Origin of the sequence: Psychrobacillus sp. FJAT-21963 (assembly GCF_001420585.1) — a bacterium.
Classification (GTDB): domain Bacteria; phylum Bacillota; class Bacilli; order Bacillales_A; family Planococcaceae; genus Psychrobacillus.
In genome coordinates this window covers 77,748-95,128 of the sequence record NZ_LJIY01000014.1, presented here as the reverse complement: position 1 = coordinate 95,128, position 17,381 = coordinate 77,748, and the positions used below count along the sequence as shown (strand labels likewise).

Here is a 17,381-nt window from a genome sequence, read left to right as displayed (position 1 = left end):
TAATTATTAAAGCAGATTTTCAAACTCGTTTTTCTTTTTACTTGGAAATGAAAACACTTCTCTATTCTCTACTGCTTCTTTTATCAATTCATCAAAATCCTTAAAGCTTTCATAGTATTCCACTTTTTCAAGCTTTGGCTTTGTTTTTGGACAGGATGGAGTGAAAATTGTACAACAATCTTCATAAGGCAATATAGAGGTCTCATATGTCCCAATACTTCGAGCTATATCAATTATTTCAAGTTTGTCAAAAGAAATAAGTGGTCTAAAAATTGGTGTTGTGGATACTGCATTTATTGCTGTTAAGCTTTCTAATGTTTGGCTTGCAACTTGTCCTAAGCTCTCACCTGTGACTATTCCTAGTGCTCCAATTTCTTCCCTTACAAGATCAGCTATTTTCAACATCATTCTTCTAGTCGTTGTCATTGATACATTATCGGGTATTTGAGCTTGAATACTTTGTTGGATTGCGGTAAAAGGAATGACATGCAATCTTACTGTTGCGCCAAAATGACTTAATTGATTGGCTAAATCCATCACTTTTTCTTTTGAACGTTCACTTGTAAAAGGTGGACTATGGAAGTGAATTGCATCTAATCGAACTCCACGTTTCAATAACATATAGCCTGCTACAGGACTATCGATTCCTCCAGAGAGCATCAACAATGAGCGACCATTGGAACCAAGAGGCATTCCACCAGCACCAGGTATAACTTGTGCCATCATGTATACTGCATCTGATAAAACTTCAATTCGTAATTCAATTTCTGGCTTTTTCATTTGCACTTTTAAGGTAGTAAATTGTCTTAGCACATGATTTGCAACTTCTCTTTGAAGTTCGTACGTATCTAGTGGGAATCGTTTATCGGTACGCTTTACCGTTACTTTAAATGTTTTATCTTCGTAGTCTAAACTGTCGATAATCTTTATAGCAGTTTCTTTTATATCCTCCAGTTCTTGCGTACAAGAAGCAACTGGGCTGAATGATTGAATACCAAATATTTTTGGAAGACGTTTGATCAGTTCATCAATTTCTGCATCCTCTTTCGAGCTAAGAAACATTCGATCTCTTTCAGCTGTGATTTTTACATTAGGTAAATCAACAAATGAAAATTTTATATTGTTTCTAAGATGTGTAATGAATGCCTTTCTGTTTTTACCCTTTGTTGATAATTCACCGTATCGAACTAATATTTTTTCCCATTTCATCTTTTTATGTCTCCTTTTATTACATTTATTACTTTCGTAAATATTTTTTTAAATTGCTCCACTTCAGTATCTGTATTCGTATACGAAAGACTCAATCTAATGACACCTTTAATATAGTCATCTTCTAGATGCATAGCTTTTAATACATGACTCGTTTTCGTTTGTTTAGATGAACATGCACTGCTTGTAGAGACAATGACGTCTTCCTTTTGCAAAGCATTTATAAATACTTCTCCTTTTACACCTTTCACTGAAAAAGAAATGATATGAGGTGCTCTTATTTCCGGGGAAATGATTTTTATGGAAGAAAATGTTTTTAAAAAACGCTTAAGTTCCTCTGTCATTTTTTTTAAGCTTTCTATATGTTCCTTAAGATTAATACTCGCTAATCTTACTGCTTTTGCAGTACTTACAGCAAGAGGAACTGGCGTTGTTCCGCTTCTAATCCCAGATTCTTGTCCGCCTCCATATATAATTGGATCAATTTCTATCGAATTTTTTAATGCTAGAAGTCCCGAACCTTTGAGACCATGAATTTTATGAGAAGAAATAGTAATAGCATCGACATGTTGCTCATCAAAATTTACAAGCATCTTTCCAAAGCTTTGAACGGCATCCATATGAAATACAGCTCGACTATTTGATTTAATAAGTGCGGATATTTCATTTATCGGTTGGATAGATCCTATTTCATTGTTAACATGCATAACACTAACTAAAATTGTATCTTTACGAATTAATGTTTTTAAATCGACTATAGAAATAACCCCATCCTTATTGATAGGAATTTCTTCCACAATAAATCCTTGCTGTTGAAGCATTCTTGCTGCTTCTAATATAGAAGGATGTTCGATTTCTGATATGAGAATATGATTACCACGCAGTTTATATTTATTTGCTAAACCGAATATGGCTAAATTATTCGATTCTGTTCCACCAGATGTAAAATATATTTTTTCGCTTGCAGTTTTTAGTACATCTGCAACTTGTGTTCTTGCTGATTGTAGTAATTCATTTGTATGATGCCCAAATTCATGGATAGATGCAGGATTTGCCCAAAAATTTTCATTTACCGATACAAATGTATCCATTATTTCTTTATGGGCTTTAGTTGTAGCACTATTATCAAAATAAATCATGTGTTATACCCTCCTTTTCGGAAAAAAACCACCTTCACAATAGTGTGAGGCGGTTCACATTAGTATACAAAGTCTAAAAAAATTAAATAGATCGTTGTTAAACTGTATGAAAACACTTCTCCGTTGAAGTGCTTCTTACTGAAATAAGATGTTTGCAGCAGCTACAAAGTTTGAAAGCATTTCTGAAACCTTCTGATTATGTACGCCAAGCGTCTTCTTTCACTAGAACTTCAATTTTCTTTAAAGCGCCCGGTTCAACCTCTTCAACTGCAGTTGCAGCATCTTCCAAAGCTTTTGCATATCTAAGTTGTCTAAATGCTTCTTCTGCTTCCAGTAAGCGCATGTGAACATTTGGATGATTTGCGCGATATCGGTTTCCATATTGTATTATCTTTTCTGTTAATAATACATTTTCAAGCATTTCCTTTGCCTTTTGATGCACTTCTTCCATACAAGCTTCAGCTTTTAATAAATAATTTTCGACTAAAGACATGTTGAGAGGAACTTCTTGCAGGCTTTGCATCGCTACATAAATATGTTCTTCCGCTTCTTCTAAGCGAACATCCATATCCTCTGGAATTCCAGGGATATTAGCTTTTTGTAACATTCGGTCTGTATCGTGCAACAAATTTTTTAATTCCTCTAGTTTCGCGCGAGCTTTGTTTTCATCAATTCGAAGGTTTTTTAAACTATTTGCAAATCGATCTTGTTCTTCATATAAACGGTCAATATCTTCTGCAATTTCGTTCAATTCTTCTTGAAGACTAGAATAAGCAGATTTTTCTTCCTCAACCCGGCTAGAAAGTAACTCAAATTTCTTTTGCAACTCTTCTAACTCTTTTAAACAGCTTTGAGGAATCTCTGCCTCTTTTTCTGGTAAACGGTAACTTTGTTGCACGTAGGTTGCTTCTTCGTTTACTGCAAGAGTTACGGATGTAACTTCTCTAAGACGATCAGCCGTTTTTTCTTTATGCTGGTCTACGTATTTTTTTGCTAATACTTCTTTTTCAAGTAAATCATAGAAAGTTTCAATTTCATCTTTTATTTCTTCTACACGTTCAATTGTTTTGGTCACTTTTAGTTCAACAATAGCTTCTTTCAAAACTTTTAGTTCTTCTTCTATAGCATCTAATTTTGCTGTCATTTCTAGATGTTGCAAGTAATAAGAGCTCTCTTCCATTTCCTTTTGACCGTTTCTTAATTCGTGAATACTTGCAGGGATCTTGTGTTGAATTTCTGATAGCACTGTAGGGATATCATGTAAAATATGAAAAAACTTTTGTCCTTCATTTTGTACAGATATGACAATCTCACGAGCGCTTAAATAATTTCCTGAATCTGTCAATTTATCAAATTCTTCAAAATGAGGATTAAATGATTCTAATTTAGCCTCAAGTACTGGAACTGCATCCCCAAATGAATACTGATGTGCAAGTAACGTTTTTCTAGCAGCGCGATGCTGTTCTTTCAACTGTTCCATTTCAATGCGATTCTTTTCTTCGCTACCAATTAATTCTTCTAGTTCTTTTAGAATCGTAGACATTTTCTGATCACATGAAGTAATTAATGACTGAATTTCTTTTTCAGTCTTGGAAGCCTTTATAAAGAAAAACTTGTCCACGTTTTCTTCCGCATCAAATAATAGAACATCAATTTTAGGCATCAGTACATCCATTACCTCTGTCCATGTATTCCTCCAACGCTCAAACATTTCTTCCGTTTGACCATTCATGTTCAGCTGTTTTACTTTCGTCATTTCTTCTAAAATCGGTTTATTCTGTATCTGGTGTTTTTCATGTTCTAACCGTTCAATTTCAGTATTATGTTTTCGTCTTATAATAAATGCAAAAACTGCAATGACTAAAAGTATAATAACCACTGGGATGATATACTTCATCGTAAGCCCCCGTTCCAAGATCAAGAGTTCTATTTTAACTATTACTATATATTTTACCATTCTTTTTATGTTATTGTTTCATAAAACAAGAGAAAAGCAATGAATTCTTTGAAATAATTGTATTTTATTCAATTGGAGGTATATTTTTTGAGAAAAGATGGCCATATTCATTCACCATATTGTCCTCATGGTACACTCGATTCTTTTCACTTATACATTGAAAAAGCGATTCAAAACGGGTTCCAAGAAATGACGTTTACAGAACATGCCCCATTACCTAAAAATTTCATCGACCCTACTCCCGAGCAAGACAGTGGGATGGAATTCACTAGGCTCGAATCATATTTGTCTGATATACATGATTTGAAAAAACAATATGAAAAAGATATTATTATTTCAACGGGGTTGGAAGTAGATTTTATTTCAGGCTTTGAAGAAGAAACAACTTCTTTTTTAAATACGTATGGTAAATATTTAGATGATTCTATCTTATCTGTTCACTTTTTGCGTTTTGAAAATAAATATACATGTATCGACTATTCCAAGGCTACTTATTTAGAATTCGCTCAACAAGTTGGAAATCCGATGTCTATGTACAAATTGTATTATAAAACACTCATGGATTCAATAACGAGTGATTTAGGAAAATTTAAACCAAAAAGAATTGGTCATATTACGCTTATACATAAATTCCAACATGCCTTAACAGAAAAAGTAGATGATCACGATGCTATCGTATCTATTTTAAAAGAAATGAAAAATCAACACCTTCAATTGGATGTAAATAGCGCTGGTCTGGCAAAAACGTATTGTTTAGAAAGCTATCCTCCTCCTTCCTACATTATGTTGGCAAAAGAGTTAGGAATTGAATTGGTTTTTGGGTCAGATGCGCATCAAGTAAAAGATTTACATCAATTTTATAACGAAGTAAATAAATATATAGAGAATGGAGAATAATCATGTTTACTCAATCAACGTATTCAGAAGATTTATCTGCAAATTATACGATGTTAAGCAAGCAATTAGATGCATTATTAGAAGGCGAAACAAATGCAATCGCCAATTTAAGCAATGCATCGGCACTTTTAAATCAATTTTTCGACCAAATTAACTGGGTAGGCTTTTATTTGATGGAAGACGGGGAACTAGTGTTAGGACCATTTCAAGGTTTGCCTGCATGTGTAAGAATACCTATTGGTAGAGGGGTTTGTGGAACAGCTGCAAATACGAAAGAAACAGTAATTGTTCCTGACGTACATGCTTTTCCAGGTCATATCGCTTGTGATGCGGCATCTCAGTCAGAAATTGTTGTTCCAATTAAGAAAAACGGCGAACTGTTAGGTGTACTTGATATCGATAGTCCTATTAAGAATCGTTTTTCCGAGCAGGATAAGCAAGGTTTAGAGCAATTCGTACAAATTTTAGTAAAACATATATAAAAAACTGTAGATTAGATAAAATTTAAATGGATACTATCGGTTCCAGGCGGACGCGTTCCGCCGGCATGGCTTCAGCCGCTTCCCTTGCTCCTGCGCAAAGCTCGTCGCAAAAAACAATGCTCCTGCGCAAAGCTCGTCGCAAAAGAACTTTTGCGGCAACGATTGCATGACCAACATCGTGTTGGCCTAGGAGGCTAAGGCAACGCCCGCGTAAAGGGAGCCGTTTCAACGATTGAAAGTGCTTATATAAAAAGTCAAATTCTATAGACTTCATACGGATGAGAGAGGCAAAATGACTCGTCATTGAAAGCTTAGTCGTAGCATGCATAATCGCACAGCCGTGTAGTATGCGTACCTAATCATAAAAAAGCTGAGGGATATCCCTCAGCTTTTTAGTTTGGAGAAAGCTATCTGCAAGTCTTCTATTAGATCAGTAGAATTCTCTAGGCCAACAGATAGGCGTAGTAAACCATCTGTAATTCCCATCTCCATTCTTTCTTTTTCAGGTACTACTGAATGGGTCATCGTAGCGGGATGCTGAATTAATGTTTCTGCATCTCCTAAACTAACTGCAATTTTAATTAAACGTAGTTCATTCATTAGCTTTTGAGCACTTTTTAGACCGCCTTGAACCGTAAATGAAATAAGTCCTCCTCCAGCTTTCATTTGCTTTTTAGCTATCTCAAATTGAGGATTCTGATTATCATAAGGGTAGTAGATGTTTTCTACCAACTCACACGTTTTTAAAAAGGACAAAATATCCTCCGCATTTTTAGTATGTCTATCCATTCTAACATGTAGCGTTTTCAATCCTCTGATCAGTAACCATGCATCAAATGGGGATATGATTCCACCAAAATCTTTTTGAATAGACATTCGTATCGCTTCTATTTCCTGTTTTTGTTTACCTACTAAAATTCCCGCAATAACATCTCCATGCCCATTAATATACTTTGTCGCACTATGCAAAACAAAATCTGCACCTAGCTGCAAAGGATTTTGTAAATAAGGTGAACTAAAAGTGTTATCGACTACTACTTGTATTCCATGTTTTTTAGCTACTTTTGTAATTAGTTCAAGATCCACAATTTCCATAGTTGGATTAATCGGTGTTTCGATATAAATGCAAGTAGTATTCGGTTTAATAGCTGCCTCAATTTCTTCTTCGCTTGCTAATAAGGATAAGTCATGCGAGATATTATATTTTTCCTTTAAAATGTTCAAGAGACCAAATGTACAACCGTAAATTCCTCGAGTACAAAGAATATGATCTCCTGCTTTTGTTAAATGAACTAATATAGTACTAACTGCTGCCATTCCAGATCCAAAAGCCAATGCCCCTTCCCCATATTCAAGAGCCGCCATTCGTTCTTCTAAGACGTGAACAGTTGGATTACCAAGTCTTGAATAGATTCCACCAGCTTCTTCACCTCCAAATCTTCTAGCACCTTGCTCTGCTGTTTCAAATGCAAAGGTAGAAGTTTGATAAAGAGGTACAGATAAACTACCTTGATGCTGGTCCGAATTATATCCCTTATGAATGTATAATGTTTCCTTTTGTAGCTTTTCATTTGTCATGCAAATACACTCCTTTGTAAACGCTTACATTTATTTTACAATGAATAAAATAAAAAAGATAGGCATCTTCACCTTGTTAAAGTGAAGATGCCTCGGGTTGTAGACAAATTTAGTAGGGTTCATTTCAGACTGTCTTGAAAACGCTTGTCATTCGAGGCGCGCCAGCACTAGGCGGAAGCGAATAGAACTTGAGTTCATGAGCTTACAACGAAGTGCAAACGCTCTTGTTTGCGACGAGCTTTGCGCAGGAGCAAGCAACGAAGAATGCGAGCGTTTGTCAACAGTCTGAGGCATCTTCACCTTGTTAAAGTGAAGATGCCTTATAAATACGTAATTGGTTTTTACCACTATTTTTCGCTTCATATAGAGCTGTATCTGCATTATGGAACAAATGATGAAAAGAAGGAAGCTCATTTTTATCCCATCCGCAAACTCCAATGGATACAGTTACACTCGGATTTGTATTGTCAGGAATTAATTTAATTATGTTTTTGGACTCTTCTATGCCTTCTTCAATCGTCATTTGAGACAAATATACAGCTAGTTCCTCTCCACCCCATCTTGCTCCAATACCAATTCCTTCTGTTCGCTTTTTAATAACACTCGCGATTTGCTTCAGTATTTCGTCTCCAACCTGGTGGCCATGTGTATCGTTGACTAATTTAAAGTTATCAATATCCAGGAGGATGAAGACGCCACGCTCGTCATTTTTCATAGACGTTTCCACGTATTTATCTAAATATTTACGTGCAAAAAGATTAGTCAAATGATCACGATTCACCATTTCCTGCAGTTTATTACGCAATTTAGAATTGCTAATCGCTAGAGAAGAATGCTGTATGAGAGATTGCATTAATTTGAAGCTATCAAATGAAAAGAAATACGGTTCTTTATGTAACACAATGCTAAATCCAGTAATAAGATTTTGCTCTTTAATTGGTATTGCAATGAGCGATTGGAAATCAAATTTTTGTTCTGCTAGTCTATTAAGATCTGCAATGAACAGAGCATCCTGAACTTTTCCAAAATGGTTGACTACATATTTTATATATTCTTGTCCATTCGATGTATGAAAAAATTCTGAACTGGCGGAAGAAACTTCAGGCCCTTGGTCGTTTAAAAAAACGAACCCAATTTGTTCAGGCTTAAAAGATTTATTAAATTGTTTGTGTAAAAAGGAGAGCATATCTTCTAAAGATAGATTCATATTTAGCTTATGGGAGGTTTCATTAATTAATTGCAAATCAGATACTAATCTATGTGATTGAATATATAGTTTTGCATTTTCTAATGCATTTCCAGCTGCTGTAGCAAGTAAGGATGCAAATTCTTTTTGTCTGACTGAAAATAAATAATCCAGAGGTGTAGACAATTGCATTATGCCATAGATACCTTGTTTCCCTTTAATAGGTACATTTAATAAACGGGCTCCTAAATCTGTTGCTAACTCTGTTGTGATTTCCCCTGAAACATATGCTTCAACTGTTGCTGGTCTCTCAGATGTATAGTCAAAAAGTTTATACGGAACCGAAGTCTTTCGATCTTGATCATTGGACAATATTAAGATTGCTTTAAAATTTGGAAACGCCTCTTGTACAGCATTTAATGTACCTTCTAATATTTGTCCAATATCAAGTGTTGAATAAAACATCTTCGTAACATTGAACAAGTTTCGATATTGATGTTCTTGCTGTGTTAAATAGACGGTTTTTTTTATTTTTTGAACCAATGTACTAATACTAGTTATAAAACTGATTACTTCTGTTGTTTGGGAAAATTCCTTCCATTTTTGAGTTGATTCCATTATTAACAAGCCTAAGGGTTTATTTTCTTCATCCCTTAACAAAATAGATACTTCGCCATCTGACAAATTATTTTTTTGTAAAAATGGTATTTCATTAAAGTCTTGACCACAAAAATATCCTTCGACTTCAAACCATTTAATTGCATTTAATTTTTTAGCTAATGAATGATTCCATTGTAATTGTAAAAATGTATCTGTATCAAATATGAAGTAATTTGCCACCTGAACATTAAAAAACTCGGAAAGTATTTCTTTTAAATCTTCGAACCAGTCATAACTAGACTCATGATTAAAGACATTTTCATACCAAATATCTAAAATACGGCTCTTTATAGGCTCCACTATTTTAACGTCCATCCATTTAACACCTCTTAACTTTCCAAGTGTAAATACATTACTTTTATCACATACTCTTTATAATTCTATTTGACTATACTTCACATAATTTGTCAATTAATATACGACTAATCAGAATAGTAAAATCTTTTATATATCAATGTAATTAATGACTTAAAGTTTATTATATGTTGACTTACAAATTATAAAAAGTTACAATAGAATTTGTGTAAAATAAATGCAGCAGTTGTATGATCTAGATTGCTCATTTTGTTCCTCTATAGTTATAGATGGTGTATCCTGTAACCCTTGGCTGCATGGGCGATGATACATGAAAACAAAATGTCTACTAGTTTGGATACATCTGGTCTTATTTTACAACAAAATAAAACCAATAAAAGGAGGAGTCATTCATGGCTCGATATACAGGTCCATCATGGAAATTATCACGTCGTCTTGGTATCTCACTAAGCGGTACTGGTAAAGAATTAGAAAAACGTCCTTACGCACCAGGACAACACGGTCCAAACCAACGTAAAAAATTAACAGAGTACGGTCTTCAATTACAAGAAAAACAAAAACTTCGTCACACTTATGGTGTTAACGAACGTCAATTCCGTACACTATTTGATAAAGCTGGTAAAATGCAAGGTAAACATGGTGAAAACTTCATGATTCTTCTTGAAACTCGCCTTGATAACATCGTTTACCGTTTAGGTCTTGCTCGCACACGTCGTGGAGCTCGTCAATTAGTTAACCATGGTCACGTTATGGTTGATGGTAAACGTGTAGATATTCCTTCATACCGTTTAAAACCAGGTCAAGAAATTTCTCTTCGTGAAAAATCTCAAAACCTTAATGTTGTAAGCGAATCAATCGAAGTAAACAACTTCGTACCTGAATATCTTTCTTTTGATGCAGACAAAAAAGTTGGTACATTCGTTCGTCTTCCAGAACGTGGAGAACTTTCTGCTGAAATTAACGAATCTCTAATCGTTGAGTTCTACTCTCGTTAATAGCAATACTCTTCTAAGAGTATTTTTAGAAGCCCTAAAGTCCTTGTTAACCCAAGGCTTTAGGGTTTTTTTATATTTTGATAAAAGTAAGTGTATACTTCCTTAAATAATCGTTAACAATTGGGGGAGTTTTGTGGGACTATTTTAAATAAGTGAACAGGTATTGAAATTAACAGAAATGAAAGTCATCATACAGTAAATAGAAATAATCAATGCCCTTCCACTTTTTGTGGTTGGCCTTTACCTTGCACCTCTGAAATTTTATACCATATAACTTACTCACTTTCGTAATCCTCTCACACCTTTGTATATAATAAAATGACACCAAAACGATGCCCCCAATGCTTCTATTTATTTCCTACGACGCAATATGTTCCATATGCGTCATAAAACCAAAAGATTACTGTTGACTTGAATTATGTTAATAAATCTAAAGCAGTGTTAGCAATAAAGGTTGAAAACCCTAGTTCCTTTGTTAGCACCTGAGGATTCTCACCTGGACAAGCACTTCTCACTGGAGTAGCCTCCTTTGAATACAATCATCCAAAAAGTGAACTGAAATTATTCCATATATAGATCTATTGAAATTAAAATGACATACTATTTACTTCGAAGTGTCTTTATAAATATCCTCCGAAGAATGAAACCCATCCGCAATAACCGTGCTTTCTATGTTGTGAACATTTACAGCAATTGGCGATAGTAACACGGAAGGAACTTCAATTTTCCCATTATTAACTTTTTGGAAAGCAGGGACTTCCTCCCCTTTTGCCATAGCTACCGCTAATTTCGCTACTTCTTGTGTGAGCATCCGAATTGGCTTATACACTGTCATCGTCTGATCTCCACTAACAATCCGCTGTACTCCAGCCAAATCCGCATCTTGCCCTGCAACTGGCACGATTCCTGCCAATCCTTTTGCAGCAAGTGCTTGTATAACACCGCCTGCAGTGGCATCATTTGCCGCTATCACTGCGTCAATTTGCCCCTTTGTAGTATGGAGAGCTTCTTCCATATTAGTTTTTGCATTAGCAGGAGTCCAATCCTTCGTCCACTGATCATAAACGATGTTAATATCGCCTCTTTCAATATATGGACGTAGCACGTTGAATACACCTTTTTTTAATAAGTGTGCGTTATTATCAGTAATTGCCCCTCCGATAATCACATAATTACCCTTCGGTACGATTGCAGTGATAGCTTTTGCTTGCATCTCACCTACTTGTTCATTATCAAAAGACACATACAAATCGAGGTTTGCATTTTTCACAAGCCTGTCATAGGCAATTACTTGGATCCCTGCTAAATGTGCCTTATGCACAATTGCCGCTGTTGCTTCAGCATTATGCGGTACAATTACTAAAAGGTCAATTCCGCTACTGATGAGCGCCTCTGCTTGTGAAATTTGTAGAGCATCATCTCCATTAGCTGCTACAATCTTAACTTCTGCTCCTAGTGATTCAACTTCTTCCTTGAATAAATCTCGGTCCCTTAACCATCGCTCTTCCAGTAGAGTATCCATCGAAAATCCAATACGGATTGAATCATCGTCCTTAACAAGAGGTGTTATTTTTTCTGGCTCGTCGGTTTCCTGTTGTAGCTTTTGCGTATCTGTACAAGCAATTAGAAACGAGGCTATTACTAAAAACCATAAAATTATAGCCTTTCTTTTCATCCGTTTACCTCCTATCGAACTTCCGCTTTATTACTCCATAATGTTTTTCGATATTGCTTGGGGGATACTCCACATACTTTCTTAAACACCTTGCTAAAATAATTTGGTTCGTGATATCCGACCTCATACGTAATTTCTTTTAAACTACGCTCAGAATCATTTAAAAGTGTCTTTGCCTTCTCAATTCGGCACTCTGTTAAAAAATCGATGTAGTTAATTCCCAGCTTCTCTTTGAACATTTTACTAATATATATGGGACTTAAGTTAACCCTTTGTGCCAGAATCTCCAAAGATATATCCTCATGTGAATGCTCTCGAATAAATTGTTTTATTTGGTGTATTTTATCCGCTTCCACTTGATTATAATGTGCTTTATAGATCGTATTCATATGATTCAGAAGCAAAAGTGTTTCCGCTCTCAATTGGCGGTAGTCCTGGGTTTGAAATGAGAAGAAGGGTGCATCAGCTTCCATTCCCATTTCATCCATCACTCGTGTAGCAATCCAAAGCAGTTCAAGGACCCTTTGCTGAGCATATATTAGTGAGTTTCCCTCATTTTCATGTTGCTGTATCAAATTTAACACACCAGACTGAATAGAAACCCAGTCTCCTAAGCGAACTTGGTCAAAAAGGATTTTTTGCTGTAGTTTCATAGTCTGATTGTCAGATTCTAGGCTATGAGCTGGTACATCGTTATAAAATCTGTATTTGACCTTTGGCGTTGTATCCATAGTAGCAATGAGTGCTTCTTGGTAAGATTGACGAATTTCATCCAGTTCCTCATAAACTTGACCAATCCCTACAAACCAGTCTAATCCAATTTTTTCCTTATCTAATGATAATATTGCTTTTGCCAATGTAATCGCTTGCAAACGGAAGGACTTTTCTTGATCGCGAAAAACGATAATAGGAAGCTGTCTCCCGTATAACGCCCCTACCCAAGCGTTTCCAGTCTCATGTACCTTTTCCTTTATTGGCACATAATAGGACTGTGCTCCCTCAGGCAATACAACCAATACAACAAATTTTTCATTAGAAGAACGAATATCCAGCATTTCTAGAAGCATATCGATATGTACTTCATGTACATGATCAAATAATAATTGTGTTACAATGTCTGTTTCTACTAGAGTCAACGTCTTTTCCCAATTCTCTTGTTGCCACTTGTTTGTATCCTGTTGCTCACTTTCCTGTCTACATTCCTCTAATACTCTTCCGACGGTTGCAACAATTTCGCTTACCTTACTAGGTTTTAGCAGATAATCCTTCACACCAAGCTTGATAGCCTGCCTTGCATAATCAAACATATCAAACGCTGTCACCATAACAAATTTACTAGCAGAATGTTCTTCCTGAATTTTTTCAATCGCTTCAAGACCTGTTATTCCTGGCATCATTATATCCATTAACACTAAATCTGGTTGTATCTGATTTGCTAATTCTATTGCTAATTTGCCATTTTTTGCTTGATGAATGATCAGCTCTGGAAAAGCTTTTTGTAAAATAGCCTCCATTCCTTCTCGCTCAATCGGTTCATCATCAACAATAAGAAGCTTCATCATGATATTGCTCCTCCAATGAATTAGGTATTTGTATAATCACTTTCGTGCCTCGACCTTCTTTACTATCAATCGTAACTAAGTTCTCCATTCCATAAAATAAATCCAATCTTTTTACTACATTTTGGAAGCCAATTCCTGTAGAATGCCCTTCGCCAGGTACTACACGCCCCTTCAATAACCGCTCCATTTTTTCTTGGGACATTCCTTTTCCACTATCCTCTATTTCAATGATGACCCATGCATTATCTTCCTTCTTCTTTATCCTAAAGAAAATGGTACCTCCGTCCTCTTCGGGCTCAATAGCGTGGATAACTGCATTTTCGATAATAGGCTGAAGGGTGAGACCTGGAATTTTCACATGGAGACACGACTCATCGATGTACGACTCGAATTTTAAACGATCTGTAAAACGTGCCTTTTGAATTTCCATATACTGATTTAAAACAATCATTTCTTCAAATAGCGTTACAGATCGGTCTATTCGCTTCAGATTATAACGTAGCAAGCCTGCTACACTGACTAACAGATCACTTGTTTCCTCTGCTCCATCCAAATATGCCTTTTTTGAAAGTGTGTTTAACGTATTAAATAAAAAATGTGGATTTATCTGGCTTTGCAGGCTTTTTAATTGACTCTCCTTCAACAAAAGCTTACTTTGCTGTAGCTCATGTTCTAGCTGAGCCTTTTGCTGAATTTCCACAATTAGATCATTAATATTAATACGCATCTTATCAAAGGTCTTTGCTAAAAAAGCAATCTCGTCATTTGATTTGACTTGAATTTGTTGGTTAAAACGCCCTTCCGATAATTCGTTAGCAGCCTTAGTCAGCTGATGAATTGGCTTTGTAATAGTAAGTGAAAACCAATAAGTAGCCAATAATAACACGACAGTAATTAAAAGTAATAACCAGATTCCTAGCTTTTCTAACTCCTCTGATTGGCTGATAATATCTCGATAAACAAGATTATACGTCTTCAACTCTCGATCTAAAATCGTCAAGGTCATCTCCGATATGTACGCGGATATTCGATTTGCTTCATTAAATTCATTTGTCGATCCTTCCATTTCTTTATCTTCTGAAAACATAATAGATCGATTAGTAGTCTCTATAAGGCTATCGATTAAATGAATATAATTGGTGACAGAGAACTCATTATCCGCGGTCCGAAGTTGAGCTACATCTTGCTGTACCTCTTCAATGACACGTATGCTTTTCTCTACCTGTTTTTTATGATTATCTGTTGGGTTTAATAGATAATTATTTAAATTCGTAATCAACTGCTGGCTAGCTGTAGTAACTTCATTCATTCGTAAATATCTCTGTAAAATCTCATTGGATTGTTCCTGTGTTTTTTGATTGTAATACGTAAGCGTCAACCAAATAACGCCCATAATGAGTAAAACAACGGAAACGAGCATCCAAATCTTCTTTTGGATCGTTGTCATTTACCGTCACCCTTAGCTTTCACAATACGAGTTTCGGTGAGGTAACCATTTGAATCGAGTGGTACGGTCTCGTCTGTAATCCACTCCACCAACAATTTCACGCTATCCCTACCCATCTCTTCAGGCATTTGCTCCAACACACCGTCAAGTTTTCCTTGTTTTAGGAGAATAGCTGACTCAACCCCGTCATCAAATGTAAATATATGATATGGCTCCACCTGTGTACGTCTTTCTATTTCTTGGATCATGGGACCAACATGATTTGCATTGATGGCTATAAAAGCAGAGGCTTGTGGCACTTCATTCATTAACTGTTGAGTAGTTGCCAATACCTGTTCCTTTGTCTCTGCCGTCCCTCTAACAAAAATTTCTATATCTGGATATCTGTCTAATACATCTCGAATACCTGCTAACCGTTCCTTTTGATAGTACGCTTGCTCTTGATCACCAAGTATTATCACTTCTCCTGCTGTTCCCATTTCTTTTATTAATTGACTAGCAACTAATTTACCTGCTAAAAACTGATCTGATCCTACATATGTTTTTCTCAAGCTCTCTTGTACCGGCACATCATTTGCAACGGTAATAACAGGAATGCCATAAAAAGCTGCCTTTACTTTTGTTAGCTCTTTAAATTCTTCATTATCTAATCCTTGTACGATTATCCCATTCACCTTTGAATGAATAGCAATCTCCATCTTTTTTAAAAAGTCGTCTTGGTTGTTTCCATAGCTTCCCCATACTTCAAGCTGTACATTTTCTTCCTGCGCCTGCTTAATTGCACCTTGACCAACCTTATTCCAAAAAGGGGTATCAAGTTCTTGCGTAATGAGTACGAGACGGAAAGAATCCTTAGCGGAAGGGAGGTTAGTAGGCATATCACTAGTTAAACGAAAAGCCTTCGTTGCCGAAACTATAGTCAAATAGCTAAAAATAACAATTAGAACAACTAAAGAAAGAATAACTTTTTTTCTCATGCACCTTCCCCATCCCGATACCTTTTCCTTTCATATTACCACCTGTCCAAAAATTAACAATGACCAACAAAACAACAGGAGGCACCCTACAATTAGGATGCCTTGTTATTCTATTATTCTTTTTTAACCACGTTGCTTACGTGTCATTACATCGAAAATTACTGCTCCAGCTAAAACGCCGCCACGAATCATATATTGATAGGAGATCCCGACACCTAGTAAGTTCATCCCACTTGATAAGGAGGCCATTACGATCGCTCCAATAATAGCACCTGTTACTTTACCGACTCCACCTGCGGAAGATACTCCGCCAACATAAGCTGCCGCTATAGCATCAAGCTCAAACAGAGTTCCGGCTGTGGTCGTTGCAGATTGAAGACGAGAGGTAAATAGAATTCCGGATAAAGCTGCGAGCATCCCCATTGACCCAAAGACGATATATGTAATCTTTTGTACGTTTATCCCACTTAAATGCGCTGCCTCAGGATTACTACCGACTGCATAAATGTGACGCCCAAGCACTGTTTTAGTCGTTAAAAAATGATAGATTAATACAACGATAATCATAATGACAACAGTCCAGGAAAATCCGTTATACCCAGCTAAAATCCAAGTAATATATGCAATAATAGCAGATATTAATATAAGCTTTACGCTAAAAATTCCCTTAGACATCACATCAAATCCATATGTCAACTTGTTACGACGTATGGAGATTTCATTGTAAATATACAAAAAAATTCCGACAAGCCCTACTACTAAAGTAAGTAAATGCAAGCCATTTATTTGCATAATAGAAGGAATAAATCCATTACCAATTGCATTGAATTGGTCGTCCTTAATAATTATCGTCCCTGTTTTTTCCGTCACCTGTAGAAGCGCACCTCGGAAAATTAACATTCCTGCCAATGTAGCAACAAATGATGGAATGCCGATCTTCGCGACTAACACCCCATTAAATAAACCAATAACTGCACCCAAAACTAAAATGATTGGAATTGTAATCCATACAGACAAGCCCATTTGGGTCAAGAAAATAGCAGAAATTGCACCTAAAAATCCTGCTAAAAATCCAACAGATAAGTCAATGTGACGGATGACGATGACCAATGTCATCCCCACTGCCAAAACAGCAATATAACCAGCTGAATCCAATAAATTACTAATGTTTCTTGAAGACATAAACAAGCCGTCCGTCATAATCGTAAATGTAAGCATAATAACGATTAACGCAATATACATTCCATAATCTCGTATATTCGCTTTTACGAGCGCTCTAGCTTCTTGATAAAAGTTCATCGT

At 35.9% G+C, this 17,381-nt stretch carries 13 protein-coding genes; 3 read left to right on the top strand and 10 right to left on the bottom strand.

Annotation, left to right across the window (positions count from 1 at the left end):
* Positions 1-6: 6 nt before the first annotated feature.
* The 3 genes from thiI to ezrA form a co-directional block, all read right to left on the bottom strand.
* Entirely contained in the window at positions 7-1,209 is a 1,203-nt protein-coding gene (thiI, locus tag AN959_RS18680; RefSeq protein ID WP_056832987.1) for a tRNA uracil 4-sulfurtransferase ThiI, read from the bottom strand.
* Positions 1,206-2,348, bottom strand: coding sequence for a cysteine desulfurase family protein (locus AN959_RS18675; RefSeq protein WP_056832985.1), 1,143 nt, complete (start codon positions 2,346-2,348; stop codon positions 1,206-1,208). The genes thiI and AN959_RS18675 overlap by 4 nt, the downstream gene beginning before the upstream one ends.
* 196 nt (positions 2,349-2,544) lie before the next feature.
* Entirely contained in the window at positions 2,545-4,245 is a 1,701-nt protein-coding gene (ezrA, locus tag AN959_RS18670; RefSeq protein WP_056832983.1) for a septation ring formation regulator EzrA, read from the bottom strand.
* Positions 4,246-4,392: 147 nt separating this feature from the next.
* Between ezrA and hisJ the strand changes: the two genes are divergently transcribed.
* Both hisJ and AN959_RS18660 read left to right on the top strand, forming a co-directional pair.
* Positions 4,393-5,202 carry a histidinol-phosphatase HisJ gene (gene hisJ, locus AN959_RS18665; RefSeq protein WP_056832981.1) on the top strand — a complete coding sequence of 270 codons (810 nt, stop codon included), beginning with the start codon at positions 4,393-4,395 and terminating at the stop codon, positions 5,200-5,202.
* 2 nt (positions 5,203-5,204) lie between these two features.
* Positions 5,205-5,684 (top strand): GAF domain-containing protein, encoded by a 480-nt coding sequence (locus AN959_RS18660; RefSeq protein WP_056832979.1) that lies wholly within the window; start codon positions 5,205-5,207, stop codon positions 5,682-5,684.
* 384 nt (positions 5,685-6,068) lie between these two features.
* Here AN959_RS18660 and megL read toward each other — a convergent pair whose 3' ends face one another.
* Together megL and AN959_RS18650 are read right to left on the bottom strand one after the other, a co-directional pair.
* A complete protein-coding gene (megL, locus tag AN959_RS18655; RefSeq protein ID WP_056832977.1) occupies positions 6,069-7,262 on the bottom strand; it encodes a methionine gamma-lyase in 1,194 nt (397 codons plus the stop codon).
* 304 nt (positions 7,263-7,566) lie between these two features.
* On the bottom strand, positions 7,567-9,423 hold the full coding sequence (locus tag AN959_RS18650; protein WP_082461095.1) for a diguanylate cyclase domain-containing protein: 1,857 nt from the start codon (positions 9,421-9,423) through the stop codon (positions 7,567-7,569).
* A 392-nt stretch (positions 9,424-9,815) separates the two neighbouring features.
* On the opposite strand from AN959_RS18650, the gene rpsD reads away from it, so the two are divergent.
* The gene (rpsD, locus tag AN959_RS18645) at positions 9,816-10,418 is read left to right on the top strand and encodes a 30S ribosomal protein S4 (RefSeq protein ID WP_053588607.1); all 603 of its coding nucleotides are present in this window, start codon (positions 9,816-9,818) and stop codon (positions 10,416-10,418) included.
* 604 nt (positions 10,419-11,022) lie between these two features.
* Here rpsD and xylF read toward each other — a convergent pair.
* From xylF to AN959_RS18620, 5 genes are all read right to left on the bottom strand, one after another.
* Positions 11,023-12,093, bottom strand: coding sequence for a D-xylose ABC transporter substrate-binding protein (xylF, locus tag AN959_RS18640; protein WP_056832975.1), 1,071 nt, complete (start codon positions 12,091-12,093; stop codon positions 11,023-11,025).
* Between the two features lie 11 nt (positions 12,094-12,104).
* The gene (locus AN959_RS18635; RefSeq protein WP_056832973.1) at positions 12,105-13,655 is read right to left on the bottom strand and encodes a response regulator; all 1,551 of its coding nucleotides are present in this window, start codon (positions 13,653-13,655) and stop codon (positions 12,105-12,107) included.
* The gene (locus AN959_RS18630) at positions 13,633-15,102 is read right to left on the bottom strand and encodes a sensor histidine kinase (protein ID WP_056832971.1); all 1,470 of its coding nucleotides are present in this window, start codon (positions 15,100-15,102) and stop codon (positions 13,633-13,635) included. Before AN959_RS18630 ends, AN959_RS18635 begins: the two co-directional genes overlap by 23 nt.
* Positions 15,099-16,079 carry a substrate-binding domain-containing protein gene (locus AN959_RS18625; RefSeq protein ID WP_056832968.1) on the bottom strand — a complete coding sequence of 327 codons (981 nt, stop codon included), beginning with the start codon at positions 16,077-16,079 and terminating at the stop codon, positions 15,099-15,101. Before AN959_RS18625 ends, AN959_RS18630 begins: the two co-directional genes overlap by 4 nt.
* A 123-nt stretch (positions 16,080-16,202) precedes the next feature.
* Complete coding sequence (locus AN959_RS18620) at positions 16,203-17,378, bottom strand: sugar ABC transporter permease (RefSeq protein ID WP_056832966.1); 1,176 nt, start codon at positions 17,376-17,378, stop codon at positions 16,203-16,205.
* Between the last annotated feature and the right edge of the window lie 3 nt (positions 17,379-17,381).

Bases quoted from the DNA above. Each gene is read 5' to 3' on its own strand.
- thiI (WP_056832987.1), bottom strand. From the start codon at position 1,209: ATGAAATGGGAAAAAATATTAGTTCGATACGGTGAATTATCAACAAAG.
- AN959_RS18675 (WP_056832985.1), bottom strand. From the start codon at position 2,348: ATGATTTATTTTGATAATAGTGCTACAACTAAAGCCCATAAAGAAATA.
- ezrA (WP_056832983.1), bottom strand. From the start codon at position 4,245: ATGAAGTATATCATCCCAGTGGTTATTATACTTTTAGTCATTGCAGTT.
- AN959_RS18660 (WP_056832979.1), top strand. From the start codon at position 5,205: ATGTTTACTCAATCAACGTATTCAGAAGATTTATCTGCAAATTATACG.
- megL (WP_056832977.1), bottom strand. From the start codon at position 7,262: ATGACAAATGAAAAGCTACAAAAGGAAACATTATACATTCATAAGGGA.
- AN959_RS18650 (WP_082461095.1), bottom strand. From the start codon at position 9,423: ATGGACGTTAAAATAGTGGAGCCTATAAAGAGCCGTATTTTAGATATT.
- rpsD (WP_053588607.1), top strand. From the start codon at position 9,816: ATGGCTCGATATACAGGTCCATCATGGAAATTATCACGTCGTCTTGGT.
- xylF (WP_056832975.1), bottom strand. From the start codon at position 12,093: ATGAAAAGAAAGGCTATAATTTTATGGTTTTTAGTAATAGCCTCGTTT.
- AN959_RS18635 (WP_056832973.1), bottom strand. From the start codon at position 13,655: ATGATGAAGCTTCTTATTGTTGATGATGAACCGATTGAGCGAGAAGGA.
- AN959_RS18630 (WP_056832971.1), bottom strand. From the start codon at position 15,102: ATGACAACGATCCAAAAGAAGATTTGGATGCTCGTTTCCGTTGTTTTA.
- AN959_RS18625 (WP_056832968.1), bottom strand. From the start codon at position 16,079: ATGAGAAAAAAAGTTATTCTTTCTTTAGTTGTTCTAATTGTTATTTTT.
- AN959_RS18620 (WP_056832966.1), bottom strand. From the start codon at position 17,378: ATGAACTTTTATCAAGAAGCTAGAGCGCTCGTAAAAGCGAATATACGA.